Raw genomic sequence first — 14172 nt, forward strand, 5'->3', positions numbered from 1 at the left:
TCGTCCCGGCGCGCGGCTTCAGTTGCCGGAGGGCAGGGCCGGGGGAGGAGGCAGGGTTTGCGCCCCGCCGCCGTTGCCGTTGCCTCCGCCGTTGCCGTTGCCGCCGCCCCCCAGCAGCAGGGCGACGGTGGCGCCGCCGCCCGCCACCACGGCCCCGGCCAGCACGTAGAGCAGCCCTTTGCCGCGCCGGGCCCGCGCCGTCACCCGGAGGCGGCCGTCCGTGCCGGCGAGACCGTCCGGAAGGTCTTGCAACACCGCCCATACGATCCGCCGGTCGTTGCCGGGGGCGACGTCCCTGCCCACGTCGCCCGAGAGCGCCTGCGGCAGGGGCAGGAACGTCCGGCCTCCGTCGGTGGAGAGCAGCAAGGCCACCTCGTACCGGTCCGCGGAGCCGGTCAGGTCGTAGGTGATCACCAGGCTTTCCCCTTCATGTCGTATCCGGACGTTGCGGATCCCGTCGCCCTGCTCCGCGGCCGGTTTCACCGTGAGGGGCGGCGGTTCGGGAGCGGCTTCCGCGGCCACCTCGCGCCGGATCTCCTCCACGAGTGCCACGAAGGGCTGCGGCTCCTGCGCCGGGTCCGGGCGATAGCCGGGAACCAGTTCGAGGAGCTGGCGCAGGGCCTCCCGCGCCTGTTCCTCGAAGCCCTTCGCCATGTGGGCCTTGCCGAGCAGGATCAGCGCCTGCGGCTGTTCGCTGCGCGAGAGGGCCTGCTGCTGCAGGCACCGGGTAAGCAGGTCGATGGCCGCGTCGAAGCGGGCGTCTTCGTAGAGCCGGCCGGCCGTGGCGAGCGCCTCCTCGCAGCCCGGCTGCTGGGCGTGTGCGGCGTTCGGGCCCAGCAGGAAGAGGGTGGAGGCGAGGCACAGGCTCGCTCGCAGCAGGAAAGAGGATCGCCGTGCGGAGGACGAGAAGCAGGGGGCCATGGCGGTCAGGGGTTGATCTTCGGAGCTATAGGTTGTGCGCGTGCCTCATGGATCATCGGATCCGTCCTTTTTGAGGATGACGTGCAGCACCCGGTTGGCGGTGCGTTCGTCGAAGTTGATCTGAAGGCCGAGGGGGATGTCGGCTCCACCGGTGACGTCGCGCACCTCGACGGGCGTATAGCCCTCGGCCCGGACCTCGATGCGGTGCAGCCCGACGCCGACCCGGATGCCCCAGGGGGTCGTGTGGCCCGTCGGCTGCCCGTCCACGTAGATGGCCCCCCGGATCGTCCGGCCTTCCTGGTCCTTGGCCGAGATGCTCACCGGCACCTCGCGGTTGAAGTCGACGGTCACCTCGGTGACGGCGTCCGGGCGTATGGCCACGGTCGATTCCCAGACGCGCCCGCCGAAGTAGGCGAGGCGGACCGGGTGCGCGCCGGCCGGCAGGGTGAGCGTGTAGGCGTAGTCGACGCCGCGCTGCACGAGCCGATCGCCGATGTAGAGGTCGCCCCAGGGTTTCGGGTGGATGCGGAGCGTGCCCGTGAGCGGCACCAGCGCCCCGGCGACCTCGGCCGTCTGCGCCGGTTCGACGGCGACGGTGGTGCGGTAGGGGGCGAAGCCCTCGCGCCGCAACTCGACCTCGTAGCGGCCCGGCGGCAGGGACGCCAGCGTGGCCGGCGTCACCCCGCGCTCGGTGCCGTCGACGAAGAGACGGGCTCCCGGCGGATCCGAGCGGACGACCAGCCGCCCCGGTGCGGGCGAGGGCGCCGGGCGGGTTTCTGACGGGGCCGGGGTGTTTTCTCCGGGGGGGCGGCTGAGCGGCGGTGCCTCGTTCGCGCCGGCCGTCGTGGCCGGCGGGCGGCCGGTGTGCTCGTCACGCTCGCCGGGGGACTCGCCTTCGTCGACCGGCCTTTCCGGCTCCGTGACGGAAGGCGGTGCGGCAACGGTCCGGGGGCCGTCCTCCGGGGAGGGCGCCGGCCAGAACAGGTAGCCCAGCACCGCCACCAGAAGCAGCACCAGCGGCAGGGCCAGGTACGCCCCGGCCCGGCGGCGCGACGCCGCCGGGGGGTGAGCCTGCGCCGCTTCGAACGCCTCCAGCTCGCGCAGCATCTCCTCGGCGCTCTGATACCGCCGGGCAGGATCCTTCTCCAGCGTCCTGGTGACCACCTTGACCAGCGGCCGGGGCAGGTCCGGGATGAAACGGGTCGGCGGGGGGAGCTTCTCCTCCACGATCCGTTTCATGACGGTGAACTCGCTGTCCTCCCGGTCGAAGGGAAGCTGCCCCACGAGCATTTCGTACAGCGTCATGCCGAGGGCGTAGAGGTCGCCCCGGTGATCCACCTCGCGCAGCCCCTTCACCTGCTCCGGGGACATGTAGTAGAGCGTGCCGGCCATCCCGGCGGTGGCGGTAGTGACCATGCCCCGCGTCACGGTGCTTTCACGCCCGTGCCGCCGCACTTTGGCCAGGCCGAAGTCCGTCACCTTGACCTGCCCCTGCCGGGTCAGCATGATGTTGCGGGGTTTGATGTCCCGGTGGATGACGCCGACGCTGTGGGCGTGGTGCAGGGCCTGCAGGATCTGTTTGACGATGGAAAGGGCACGCGGCCACGGGAGCGCACCGGCCTCGTGGATCAGGTCGGCCAGGGTGCCGCCGTCGACGTACTCCATCACGATGAACAGACCCGCCTCGGTTTCGCGAAGCGCATAGATCCCCACGATGTAGGGACTCTGGATGCGGGCCAGGGCCTTGGCCTCCGAACGGAAGCGGCGCATGAACGCCCGGTCGCCGGCCAGGGCGGGATCGATGATCTTCAGGGCCACCGGGCGGCTCAGGGCCACGTCTTCGGCTTTGTAGACGATCCCCATCCCACCACGCCCGAGCACCTGCAGGATGTGATAGCCGTCGATCGTTTGCCCTATGAGGTTCGTCCCGCCGTACATGTGCAATTGTGCTGCTCCGGCACCCGGCTCCCACGGGCCCTTGCCGGATCAGCTCACCCGATGTGCAACGTCTCGGGATGGACCGATACGACCCGGCCGCTCCTCCCGGCCGGCGTGTCCACGACAGACCCGATAAGACATAAGTAAAAGGATCGGGAAGTGGCTCGTCAAGTGGCGGGGGCAGGGCGCGTTGCCGGGGACGGCGCGAAACCGGGCCGCCGGGGGCGGTTCGGGGTGTTATGGCGTATCGTTCCAGCCGGTCCAGCCCGGCCCGCGCACGACCCGTCCCGGCGTGGCGCCGGTGTGCTCGCCATCGCGGAGGACCTGCACGCCGTTGACGAAGACATGGACGACGCCGGTGGCGTACTGATGCGGGGCCTCGTAGGTGGCATGATCCCGGATCGTCGACGGGTTGAAGACGACGACGTCGGCATAGTAGCCCGGCCTGAGGGCGCCCCGGCGGCGAAGGCCCAGGTTCGTGGCCGGGAGGGTCGTCAGCCGCCGGATGGCCTCTTCGAGCGGGATGAGGCCCTCGTCCCGCACGTACCGGCCCAGCAGCCGGGCGAAGTTGCCGTAGGCCCGCGGGTGCGGGTTGCTGCGGAGGAAGACGCCCTCGGGGGCCAGCGCGGCCGCATCCGAGCCGAAGCTCATCCACGGCAGGGTGATCTGCCGGCGCACGTTCTCCTCGGACATGAGGAAGTACACCACGTCGACGCGGCTGCTGTCCTCGACGACCAGGTCCATGGCGGCTTCCTCGGGCGAGACGCCGCGCTCGGCGGCGACCTCGGCCAGCGTCCGGCCGATGTAGCGGCGGAGCGCTTCGTTCCGGAAGCCGACGAGGAGGGTGCCCTCCGGCCCGGCGGCCCGCAGCAGGTTCTCCCAGTCGTCGGACGGCGTGCGCATCTCGCGGAGGAGGCGGCGCCGGATGGCGGGGTCCCGGAGGCGTTGCCGCCACGCCTCGAAGCCGCCCTCCTGCACCCAGGGGGGCATGGCGGCGTCGAGCCCGGTGGCACCGGCGGTGTAGGTGTACATGTCCGCGGTGATGCGGAGTCCTTCGGCACGGGCGGCCTCCACGCGCGCGATGACGGCATCGAGCTTGGGCCAGTTGTCCCGCCCGGCGGCCTTCAGGTGGTAGATCTCGGCCGGGAGCCCGGCCTCGCGCGCGATGGTGATGAGTTCGTCCACGGCCTCGAGGAGGCGGTTGCCCTCGCTCCGGAGGTGGGAGATGTACATGCCGCCGTAGGCGGCGGCTTCCCGGCTCAGCGCGATGAGCTCGTCGGTGGAAGCATAGAAGGCCGGCGCATAGATGAGCGACGAGCCCAGGCCGAGGGCGCCTTCCTCCATGGCCTGCCGCACGAGCGCCCGCATGCGGTCCAGTTCGTCCGGAGTGGGCGGGCGGTTGGCGTACCCCAGCTCGTGGATGCGCACCGTGGTGGCCCCGACGAACGAGGCAACGTTCGGCGAGACGCCCCGCCGCTCGAGGTGTTCGAGATACTCGCCGAGCGTCGTCCAGGCGACGTCGAACGTGATGTCGGACGGGCCTCGCTTCAGGTCGGCTTTCATCGCCTCGTTGAGCGGGCCCATGGACCAGCCCTCGCCGAAGACCTCGAGCGTGACGCCCTGCCGGATGTCGCTCTGTGCCCGCCCGTCGTGCAGGAGCGATTCGGTGGCCCAGCTGAGCATGTTAATGAAGCCGGGGGCGACGGCCAGGCCGGTCACGTCGAGTTCGGTGCGCCCGCGGGCCCGGCCGAGGTCGCCCACGGCCGCGATGGTGTCGGCGCGGAGGGCCACGTCTCCGGCGAAGGGAGGATTGCCGCTGCCGTCGTAGATCGTCCCTCCCCGGAGGATCAGGTCGTATTCGGGCGCGGGGGTGCAGGCGGCAACGAGCAGGACGGGGAGCATCAGCGTGAACCGGAGCATGGTGTCTCGGGGATGGAAGATCGCAGGGTGGACTCGGGAGGGTTGCAAGCTTGCGGGTTGAAGGGAAGGCAGGCTGAAAATTATGGATTTGCCGTCTTATAGAGATTGGGGAGGTGTGGAGGGGAGGACAAAACCCCGCGCTTTCAAGCCGGGGATGTAGGGACCCCCTCCGCTTCCCGTGAGGGAGTTCTCCGCCGTCTGTAGACGGCGGCACGACCGAAGGGGAACCTTACGCACATAATAGGGGTGCGTGTAACTATGCCCGAGGTGATACGAACATATCGTTACCGCGTCTACCCCAATGCCGAGCAAAGGGACAACCTTGCCCGAACGTTCGGCTGTGCCCGCTGGGTGTACAACTGGGGGCTGGAGCGTAGAACCAACGCCTACCACGGTGAGGGCAAAAGCCTCACCTACAACAGCCTCGCCGTCGAACTCACGCAGATCAAGAAGCAGGAAGAAACACGGTGGCTCGGCGAGGTATCCAGCGTCGTACTTCAGCAATCGCTTCGCAACCTCGAACGTGCCTTCACAAACTTCTTCGAGGGTCGGAGCGGCTACCCCTCCTTCAAACGCAAGCGTGGAAAACAGAGTGCAACGTACGCCAGCAGCGCCTTCCGCTTCGACGCTGAAGCAATGACACTCACGCTGGCGAAGCAGAAGGCACCGCTCAAGATCCGATGGAGCCGGAAGCCGGAGGGCGAGGTCGTCAAGGTGACGGTGACGCTCGATCCGTCGGGTCGCTACCACGTCTGCCTGCATTGCCGGTGCCACGTGGAGCCGCTGCCGCCCGCCGATCCGGGCGGAAAGACAGGCAAGAGCGTCGGTGTCGATCTCGGGCTCAATGACGTGGTTGTGACCTCTGACGGTTTCCGCAGCGGCAACCCCAGGCACCTCCGCAGAGCGTATCGCCGTCTGCGTCGGGCGCAGAAAGCTCTCAGCCGGAAGCAGAAAGGGAGCAACAACTGGGAGAAGCAGCGCCGAAAAGTGGCGAAGCTCCACGCCCGCATTGCTGACCGGCGTAGCGACTTTTAGGCCGCGTGACGCGGCCTGCACAAGCTCACGACCGATCTTGTCAAGAACCACGACGTGATCGCTGTCGAGAGCCTTGCGGTGAAGAATATGCTGAAGAATCGCACCCTTGCTCGCTCCATATCGGGGGCGAGTTGGGGCGAGATCGTACGTCAGCTCGAATACAAGTGCGCGTGGTACGGGCGTACGCTCATCAAGGTAGATCGCTGGTTTCCAAGCAGTAAACGCTGTAGCGCGTGCGGGCACATCCGGGCCGAAATGCCGCTCGCCGTGCGCCGCTGGACCTGCGAGGAGTGCGGCAGCATACACGACCGCGACGAGAACGCGGCGAAGAACATTCTGGCGGTCGGAGCGACCGTTGCAGCCTGTGGAGACCTGAGTAAGACCAGCGCAGCAGGCGATGTATGATCGCCTATTCAGTTGCATGGCATCGGTCGATGAAGCAGGAATCTCCCGCTTTCAAGCGCTTACCTTTACCCACAAGTGCCGTGAGATTAGCAGAAGGATGCTGATCAAATAACCTTTTACCCCATCGAAGCCATTGAAGAGGAGCCCCCCGATGGATACGGAAGCAATCCCAGACCTCCCTGAGGTCGATGAACTCTCCACCTGGCTTGTGCATGAATTGCACGACATGGCGCTGGGCGACAAGCGCCTGGACCGGCGACTGCTCGACACCGGCGCCAAACTGGCGGCCAGGCCTTCGGTGTCGATCAATCAGGCCTGTGCGGATTGGGCCGACACCAAGGCCGCCTACCGGCTCTTCGACAATGCCAAAACGACCGCCGAGAAGATCCGGGCGCCCCATTATCGCCGTACGCGGGAGCGGGCCCAGGGGCACAAACGGCTCTTTGCCATTCAGGATACGACCTACCTGAACTATACCCATCATCCCAGTACAAAGGGGCTCGGACCCATCGGCACCGCGCAGCAGAACCTGTCCGGCATAGTCATGCACACCAGCCTGCTCATGACCGAGCAGGGCCTTCCGCTCGGATTGGCCGGTCAGGCCATCTGGGTGCGCCCCCCCACGATGCACCAGCGCACCGCAGACGAACGACGCAAGCTGCCCATCGAAGAGAAGGAAAGTTCCAAGTGGCTCCAGGCCCTGCAACAGACCCAGGCCGTCGTTCCCCCCGAGGCCCAGCTCATCACCATCGGCGACAGCGAGTCCGACCTTTTTGAGCTTTTTCACCAGGCCCGCACCCTGGAGACCGACCTGCTGGTGCGAGCCGCCCAGAACCGCTCCGTCTGTGCACCCGAAGTGGGGCGGCTCTGGGAGGTGATGGGCCGGCAAGCGGCGTGCGGGCAGTTGCAGGTGCTCGTCCCCGCCCGCAAAGGGAAGCCGAAACGCCAGGCCTCGGTCACGGTGCGCTTTGCGCCTGTGAGCTTGAAAGCCCCTCGGCACCTGCGCAAAAAGATGGGCGATATGCCGCTCTATGCGGTGCTGGTGCAAGAGGAGGCCCCGCCCGCGGAGGACCCGCCTTTGTGCTGGCTTCTTTTGAGCACGGTGCCGGTGCATCGTTTTGCCGACGCCGTGGAGCGGATCCGGTGGTACGGCCTGCGCTGGCAGATTGAGGTCTATCACAAGGTGCTCAAATCGGGATGCCGTGTGGAAAAAGCCCCGTTGGCCGGCGTGGAGCGTCTGATGCCCTATCTGGCCCTGTTCAGCATCATAGCCTGGCGTCTTTTCTGGATGACCCTGGTGGCCCGTCATGCGCCTGATGTGCCCTGCACGCTGGTGCTGGCCGAGCATGAGTGGCGGGCTCTGTATGCCTTCCACCACAAGACGCAGCAGGTGCCTGCCCGGCCGCCCACGGTGGGCCAGGTGGTCCTGTGGATCGCCCGGCTGGGCGGCTTTCTGGCTCGCAAAAGCGATGGGCCTCCGGGTGTCACTGTGCTCTGGCGCGGCTGGCAACGTCTCACCGATATCGCCTCCGCCTGGCTCGTCTTTCACCCCTCCTGATTTGTGGGTAAAGGTAAGCTTTCAAGCGGGGGAGGCTCAAGTGTGCCTTTGTGTCTTCGAGGCAACCGGATCGGGCGTGTGACGTGTTCCTGTGTCCGCCGGAGGCCGTGCGTCCTCGACGGGCGCACCCGGTACGTGCGGGACCTTCGTTCGGTGTGCGAGACCGCTTTCCCCGTGCAGCGCGGGGCGGTCATGGCCGCACGGCGATGTGGATACGGCGGTTGCGGCGGCGGCCGAGCGGGTCGTCGTTGCGGGCCACCGGGCGCGTGTCTCCGTAGGCGACGATCTCGAAGCGTGCCGGCTCGATGCCGGCGGCTTCGACGAGGTGACGCACCACGGCGGCGGCGCGGGCGGCGGACAGTTCCCAGTTGCTCGGGTAGACGGCCCGGAGGGCGGGACCCGGCGGGATGCTGTCCGCATGGCCCTCGACGCGGAAGGAGCGGTCGGCATACCGGACCTGCAGGGTCTCGGCGAGGGCGGTGAGACGCCTGCGGCCTCCTTCGGTGAGCGTGGCGGTGCCGGGGGCAAAGAGGTCGTCTACGAGCAGGGTGGCCACGCCGGCGCCGCCGTCGCGGCAGGTGGCCAGCAGGTACTCCAGCCGGTTGATACGCGCCCGCAGGGCCTCCATGTCCCGCGCGTATTGCCCGGAGCGTACGGCCTCGTAGAAGGCGAGGGAGTCTTCGAGGGCGAGGCGCTCCGCCTGGTAGGCCGCATTCACCGTGCGAAGCGAATCTATGACGGCTTCCTGCCGGGCCAGGCGGGGCGACACACACCCCGTCATCAGGAGCAGCGACAGGCAGGCCGTTGCCGGAAGGATGCGTAGCATGGGGCCAGAGGAAACGTTGGAAAAGCAAAGCGCCCGGCACCAGAAGGGAACCGGACGCTTCAGGATAGCTGAGAGGGAGGGTCAGCTATGTATGGTTAATAATTTCGCCATCCCGAAGGAACGATGCAACCCTTCGGGCGAAAAATACACCTCCGGCCCGGGTGCGGTCCAGCGTCGCCGCGGGTCGTTTTCCCTTCAGCCTCTCCGTTCCTTTAACGCCAGCGTCATGACTTCCCCCCTCTTCCGTCTGGCAGTGGGCGCCGTGCTCTGCTGCCTGAGCGTGCCCGCCGGTGCACAGATCCTCAGCCGCCCGGATTACGATGCGGCGGCCCGGGCCAAAGGCGCCACCCTGCAGGCGGTCACCGGGGCGGAGGTGCGTTGCGCCGGCGGCGTTGCGGCCGGCTTTCCGTGCAGCGAGGTCAACCTGCTCAGCTTTTTGCCCATCGCCGACCTCGGCGGGCAGGCCGGGGTCAACCTGAACGACATCTGGGGCTGGACCGACCCGGCGAGCGGGCGCGAGTTCGCCCTCGTCGGCCGCACGGACGGGACGGCGTTCGTCGAGGTCACGGACCCCGTCAACCCCGTTTATCTCGGGTCCCTGCCCCTGCACGCGGGAGCACGGCCGAGCGTCTGGCGCGACATCAAGGTGTATGCGGGCCACGCCTATGTCGTGGCCGACGGGGCGGGTGCGCATGGCCTGCAGGTCTTCGACCTGAGCCGCCTGCTGGCGGTCGAGAACCCGCCCGTCACCTTCACCGAGGATGCCCACTACGACGGCTTCGGCAGCGCGCACAACCTCGTCATCAACGAGGCAACCGGCTTTGCCTATGCCGTCGGCCTCAGCTTCGGCGGCGCGACGTGCGGCGGCGGCTTTCACATCGTCGACATCCGCGAGCCGAAGAACCCGCAGTTCGCCGGCTGCTTCGCCGACTTCGACACCCGGCGCGGCTACACGCACGACGCGCAGTGCGTCCTCTACCACGGGCCGGACGCCGAGCATCGGGGCAAAGAGATCTGCATCGGCTCGAACGAAGACAAGATCACCCTGGTCGATATGAGCGACAAGGCGCAGCCCCGCGTCATCGCCAACGCCGGCTATCCGAACGCGGCCTACACGCACCAGGGCTGGCTCACCGAAGACCACCGCTACTTTCTCCTCGACGACGAGCTGGACGAGCGGCAGGGCGGGGGCGCAGGCACGCGCACCCTCATCTGGGACCTGACCGACCTCGACGACCCCCTGCTTCTCACCGAATACATCGCATCGCAGCCCTCCATCGACCACAACCAGTACGTCCGGGGGCACTATGCTTTTCAGGCCAACTACACCAGCGGCCTGCGCATCCTCGATCTCCACGATATCACGGCACCCCGGGAGGTGGCCTTCTTTGACACGTATGCCCCGGACGACGGGATCAGCTTTCGCGGAGCCTGGAGCGTCTATCCCTTCTTCCCGAGCGGTACGCTCGTCGTCAGCAGCATCGGGGAGGGCTTGTTCGCGCTGCGGTCGCCGGTGGTGGCCGAGCCGGTGGAAGTGCCGGACGGGCCGGTGCGGATGGAGGTCTACCCGAACCCGTCCGGCGGGGCCGTCACCGTGGCGTTCGTGCTGGCGGATACGCAGCACGTCGAGGTGGCCGTCTTCGATGCGGCCGGGCGCCGGGTGGCGACGCTGCATCGCGGGGTGCTTCCGGCGGGGGTGCGGCACCGTTTCGCGTTCGACGGGCAGGGGCTTGCCGGCGGGGCCTACCTCGTCCGGATCGAGGGGGCGCATTTCGCCGAGACGCGTCCCTTCGCGCGTGTCCGGTAGGGCCGGTCAGAGCACGTACTTCACCAGCACGAACCCACCGATGAGCAACGCCGTAAAGGCGATGGCGAGCAGGTTGAAGTAGCGGTCGATGAAAGCCCGGATGGGTGCGCCGAAGCGCCAGATGAGCCCGGCCACGAGGAGGAAGCGGGCCGTGCGGCTGACGGCCGAGGCGAGCACGAAGAGCGGAAAGCTGACGTCGAAGGCGCCGGCGCTGATGGTGAAGACCTTGTAGGGGATCGGCGTGAAGCCGGCGGTGAAGATGATGACGAACCCCCAGGCTTCGAACTGCTCGCCGAGGCGGTGGTAGAGTGCGGGGTCGAAGCCCGGGATGTGGTTGAAGAAGAAGTGGGCCACCGGGGTGAAGCCGTCGCCGGCGAGCCAGAGGAAGTGGCCGAGGGCGTAGCCGGCCATGCCGCCCAGGAGGGAGGCCACGCTGCAGATCAGGGCGAACCAGAGGGCTTTGTTGCGGTTGCCCAGCGCCAGCGCGATCAGGAGCACGTCGGGCGGCACGGGGAAGAACATCGACTCCGTGAAGGCCAGCGCAAAGAGGGCTGTCGCGCCGTGGGGCGTCTCGGCCCAGTGGAGTACCCAGTCGTAGAGGCGTCGTAGCCAGGTCATGCCGGTGCGGCGGCTGGTGCCGGTTCAGCGGGTGTGGCCATGGAGGCGGGGGAACATGAAAAAGGGCAGGCAAAGAGGTGCCTGCCCCGGCGGCGAAGTTTGGGGGGAAGATCCCGCCGCTTCAGGAGTCGAGGTCGAGGAGGCGGCGGATGCGGGCATCCCGGTAGAGTTCCGGGTAGATCTGGCGAAACTCTTCCTTCTTTTTGGGATCGAGGCAGAAGGCCATCTTGAGCGAGCGGATGCTTTCTTCCGAGCGGCCGAGGGCGAAGAGGGCTTTGGCCTGCTGGAAGTAGACGCCGGCCCAGTCCGGTTTGAGGCGGAGGGCGCGGCCGTAGGCTTCGAGGGCCTCCTCGGCGCGCCGGGCTTCGAAGAGGGTTTCGGCGTAGTCGAGCCAGGCCTCGCGGTTGTCCGGTGCCAGGCGCACGACGGTGCGGTAGGCGGAGAGGGCTTCGCTGAGGCGGCCCAGGTTGTAGGCGCAGTCGGCCTTGGCGTACCAGTATTCGGGGGTGTCCGGGCTGAGGACGATGGCGCGGTTGAAGTACGTGAGGGCTTCCTCGTAGTGTTCGAGGGCATCGTAGCAGCACCCCAGCCCGTACCAGGCCTCGGCATAGGTGTCATCCTCTTCGAGGGCCCGCTGGAAGTACTCGATCGCCTTGTCGTAGTGTTTCAGCTCCTCATAGGCGAGGGCGATGTTATAGAAGGTGGCCGTGTCGCCGCCTTCCAGCTCGATGACGCGCAGGTAGCTCTCGATGGCCTCGGGGAGGGCGCCGAGGTTGGCCAGCGCGTTGCCGCGGTTGTAGTAGGCCGAGGCGAAGTCCTCACAGATGAGGATCGCCATGTCGTAGGACGAGACGGCTTCCTCGTAGCGGCCGAGGCGGTTGAGCACGATGCCGCGGTTGTACCAGGCGTCGTGCGAGTAGGGGTCCACCTCCAGGTGCCGGTCGTAGCAGGCGATGCTGCGCTCGTCCTCGCCCAGGCGGTCGTAGCAATAGCCGAGCTCGTACCAGACCTCCGGGTGTTCGGGGTTCCGCTCGGCGCACCGGTTGAAGGCCTCGACCGCTTCCTCGAGGCGGTTCATGCGCTCGAGGGCCACGCCCCGGTTGAAGAGGGCTTCGTCGTTGAGGGGGTCGATCTCGAGCGCGGCGTCGTAGGCTTCGAGGGCCTCCTCGCCCCGGTCGAGGCTGTCCAGCGTGATGCCCCGGTTGATCAGCGTCTCGGTGTCGACGGGGTTGAGCGTCAGGGCACGTTCATAGGCTTCGAGGGCTTCCTCATGCCGGCCGAGGTTGTTCAGCAGGATCCCCCGCCGCATCCAGCCGTCGGACGAAAAGGGGTACATCTCGAGCAACCGGTCGATGACCCGCAGCGCATCCTCGAAGCGCCCTTCTTCGAAATAGTAGGAGGCGATGTCTTCCAGCGTGTCGGAGTCGAAATATGCGTTCTCGCCCTGCGCTTCGAACGAGGCGACCAGCTCCTCGAGTCGCGTCTCCCCCGGAAAGTCTTCGAAATCCTCGAATTCGAAGTCGAACATGCTCATAAAATACCGCTAAAGGCTGCGTGCTCGGACAGGCTGAAGAGCTTAAAAGCCAGAATGCCCAAAAGGTTCGGCCTTCCGTTAATTATACTTGGAGATTGTGCAATTTGCAAGAAGCCGCGCCGGGGATCCTCTATACTATAACGAGGGATTTTTAGATTCTCGCTTTCCCGGGCCTGACGTTATAGCGTTGGTCCATGCTATTGAAGGCGTCGGTGTGCAGCGCGATGTAGCCGCACCCTTCACGGGTGCGCCCCCTGGCCCACAGGAGAGCCCGGACCGACGGGACGCGTTGCGCGTCCAGATCCGCGGCTACACGTGAGCCGTTCGCTAAGGGTAGCCATGCCCTCAATAACCACGACCTCCGCTATATGCGTCTGATGGGCCCGGGGCGCGGTCGTCGTCGGGGTGCCGGTGCCCGGCAGGAAGGTCTGTATTATGCTGGTTTCGTTCGAAGGGATCGACGGGAGCGGGAAGAGCACGCAGGCGCGCTTGCTGGCTGCCCGCCTGGAGGCGGCGGGGATCCCGGTGTTGCTGGTCCGGGAGCCGGGGGGCACGGCCCTCTCGGAACGGGTGCGGGCCCTGTTGCTCGATCCGGCGCTTCACATCGTCCCGTTTGCCGAGCTGCTGCTTTTCTCCGCCGCCCGGGCGCAACTGGTGGCCGAGCGCATCCGGCCGGCGCTGGAGGCCGGGCAGGTGGTCCTCTGCGACCGGTTCTACGACTCGAGCACGGCCTATCAGGGCGGCGGGCACCGCGTCGAAAGCCTGGCCTGGCTCCGGGATTTCCATGCCCGGGTGACCGGCGGGCTGCGCCCGGACCGCACCTACCTCCTCGACGTGCCGCCCGCCGTGGCCCGTCGCCGCCGGAGCGACCGCGGCACCGACCGCATGGAGGCCGCCGGTGAAGCGTTTTTCGAACGGGTGGCGACCACCTATGCCCGGCTCGCCGAGGACGAACCCGAACGCTTCCTGCACCTCGACGGTACCCGCCCGCCCGAGGCCGTTCACGCGCAGATCTGGGCGGATCTGCTGCCCCGCCTTGCGGACCGGCGCGGAACACCCGTATCCGGAAGCGGTTCACCGGGTTAAAGAGCGGCAGGCCTGCCGCTCTTTGCCTGCCCTCACGTGTCGATACCCGCCATGCCCGCTTTGCCGCAGCAAAAGATCGACGAAGTACGACGCCTCTTCAGCGCTTATCTCAAAGAGCACAACCAGCGCCAGACGCCGGAGCGCTTCGCCATCCTGGATGAGGTCTATGCCTCGGACGACCACTTCGACGCCGACGAGCTCTACCTGCGCCTCAAGCAAAAGGGGATCCGGGTCAGTCGGGCCACCGTCTACAACACGCTCGACCTGTTGATCGATTGCAACCTGGTGGTGCGGCACCAGTTCGGCAGCAAGCAGGCCAAGTACGAGCGGGCCTACAGCTACTGGCAGCATGACCACCTCATCTGCCTGGATTGCAACGAACTGTTCGAGTTTTGCGACCCCCGCATCCAGAGCATACAGGAGATGGTCGCCGAAATCTTCGGGTTCGAGATCACCCATCACTCGCTGCACATGTACGGCCATTGCCGGCGGGAGGCCTGCCCGAACCGCCCGGTCGAGGCGGC

At 67.1% G+C, this 14172-nt stretch carries 10 protein-coding genes and 1 pseudogene (1 of these 11 running past the window's edge); 5 read left to right on the forward strand and 6 right to left on the reverse strand.

All coding sequences use genetic code 11. The features are described from left to right. Positions 1 to 18 precede the first annotated feature (18 nt). From GQ464_RS10510 to GQ464_RS10520, 3 genes are all read right to left on the reverse strand, one after another. The gene (locus tag GQ464_RS10510; RefSeq protein ID WP_166981180.1) at positions 19 to 921 is read right to left on the reverse strand and encodes a hypothetical protein; all 903 of its coding nucleotides are present in this window, start codon (positions 919 to 921) and stop codon (positions 19 to 21) included. A 45-nt stretch (positions 922 to 966) separates the two neighbouring features. Next, on the reverse strand, positions 967 to 2859 hold the full coding sequence (locus GQ464_RS10515) for a serine/threonine protein kinase (RefSeq protein ID WP_166981177.1): 1893 nt from the start codon (positions 2857 to 2859) through the stop codon (positions 967 to 969). Between the two features lie 237 nt (positions 2860 to 3096). Then, positions 3097 to 4779 (reverse strand): N-acyl-D-amino-acid deacylase family protein, encoded by a 1683-nt coding sequence (locus GQ464_RS10520; RefSeq protein WP_166981174.1) that lies wholly within the window; start codon positions 4777 to 4779, stop codon positions 3097 to 3099. Positions 4780 to 5037: 258 nt separating this feature from the next. Here GQ464_RS10520 and GQ464_RS10525 point away from each other — a divergent pair. Together GQ464_RS10525 and GQ464_RS10530 are read left to right on the forward strand one after the other, a co-directional pair. Continuing rightward, a pseudogene (locus GQ464_RS10525) lies at positions 5038 to 6219 on the forward strand (RNA-guided endonuclease TnpB family protein). A gap of 151 nt (positions 6220 to 6370) precedes the next feature. After that, a complete protein-coding gene (locus GQ464_RS10530) occupies positions 6371 to 7777 on the forward strand; it encodes an IS4 family transposase (protein ID WP_228350194.1) in 1407 nt (468 codons plus the stop codon). Between the two features lie 190 nt (positions 7778 to 7967). Here GQ464_RS10530 and GQ464_RS10535 read toward each other — a convergent pair whose 3' ends face one another. After that, a complete protein-coding gene (locus GQ464_RS10535) occupies positions 7968 to 8603 on the reverse strand; it encodes an OmpA/MotB family protein (RefSeq protein ID WP_166979540.1) in 636 nt (211 codons plus the stop codon). Between the two features lie 226 nt (positions 8604 to 8829). On the opposite strand from GQ464_RS10535, the gene GQ464_RS10540 reads away from it, so the two are divergent. Then, positions 8830 to 10410 carry a choice-of-anchor B family protein gene (locus tag GQ464_RS10540; RefSeq protein ID WP_166979542.1) on the forward strand — a complete coding sequence of 527 codons (1581 nt, stop codon included), beginning with the start codon at positions 8830 to 8832 and terminating at the stop codon, positions 10408 to 10410. A 6-nt stretch (positions 10411 to 10416) separates the two neighbouring features. Here GQ464_RS10540 and GQ464_RS10545 read toward each other — a convergent pair whose 3' ends face one another. Both GQ464_RS10545 and GQ464_RS10550 read right to left on the reverse strand, forming a co-directional pair. Next, positions 10417 to 11028 (reverse strand): YqaA family protein, encoded by a 612-nt coding sequence (locus tag GQ464_RS10545; RefSeq protein ID WP_166979544.1) that lies wholly within the window; start codon positions 11026 to 11028, stop codon positions 10417 to 10419. 121 nt (positions 11029 to 11149) lie between these two features. After that, positions 11150 to 12562: a tetratricopeptide repeat protein gene (locus GQ464_RS10550; protein WP_166979546.1), complete on the reverse strand. Its 1413-nt coding sequence runs from the start codon at positions 12560 to 12562 to the stop codon at positions 11150 to 11152. Positions 12563 to 12997: 435 nt separating this feature from the next. On the opposite strand from GQ464_RS10550, the gene tmk reads away from it, so the two are divergent. Further along, entirely contained in the window at positions 12998 to 13648 is a 651-nt protein-coding gene (gene tmk, locus GQ464_RS10555) for a dTMP kinase (RefSeq protein WP_166979548.1), read from the forward strand. Between the two features lie 51 nt (positions 13649 to 13699). Beyond that, a protein-coding gene (locus GQ464_RS10560) for a Fur family transcriptional regulator (RefSeq protein ID WP_166979550.1) crosses the window boundary here: on the forward strand, positions 13700 to 14172 show its 5' portion. It continues 4 nt past the right edge of the window; the window shows 473 of its 477 coding nt (coding positions 1–473); the start codon lies at positions 13700 to 13702; its stop codon lies off the right edge, out of view.

This window comes from Rhodocaloribacter litoris (genome assembly GCF_011682235.2).
Lineage (GTDB): Bacteria > Bacteroidota > Rhodothermia > Rhodothermales > ISCAR-4553 > Rhodocaloribacter > Rhodocaloribacter litoris.

Bases quoted from the DNA above. Each gene is read 5' to 3' on its own strand.
- GQ464_RS10510 (WP_166981180.1), bottom strand. From the start codon at position 921: ATGGCCCCCTGCTTCTCGTCCTCCGCACGGCGATCCTCTTTCCTGCTG.
- GQ464_RS10515 (WP_166981177.1), bottom strand. From the start codon at position 2,859: ATGTACGGCGGGACGAACCTCATAGGGCAAACGATCGACGGCTATCAC.
- GQ464_RS10520 (WP_166981174.1), bottom strand. From the start codon at position 4,779: ATGCTCCGGTTCACGCTGATGCTCCCCGTCCTGCTCGTTGCCGCCTGC.
- GQ464_RS10530 (WP_228350194.1), top strand. From the start codon at position 6,371: ATGGATACGGAAGCAATCCCAGACCTCCCTGAGGTCGATGAACTCTCC.
- GQ464_RS10535 (WP_166979540.1), bottom strand. From the start codon at position 8,603: ATGCTACGCATCCTTCCGGCAACGGCCTGCCTGTCGCTGCTCCTGATG.
- GQ464_RS10540 (WP_166979542.1), top strand. From the start codon at position 8,830: ATGACTTCCCCCCTCTTCCGTCTGGCAGTGGGCGCCGTGCTCTGCTGC.
- GQ464_RS10545 (WP_166979544.1), bottom strand. From the start codon at position 11,028: ATGACCTGGCTACGACGCCTCTACGACTGGGTACTCCACTGGGCCGAG.
- GQ464_RS10550 (WP_166979546.1), bottom strand. From the start codon at position 12,562: ATGAGCATGTTCGACTTCGAATTCGAGGATTTCGAAGACTTTCCGGGG.
- tmk (WP_166979548.1), top strand. From the start codon at position 12,998: ATGCTGGTTTCGTTCGAAGGGATCGACGGGAGCGGGAAGAGCACGCAG.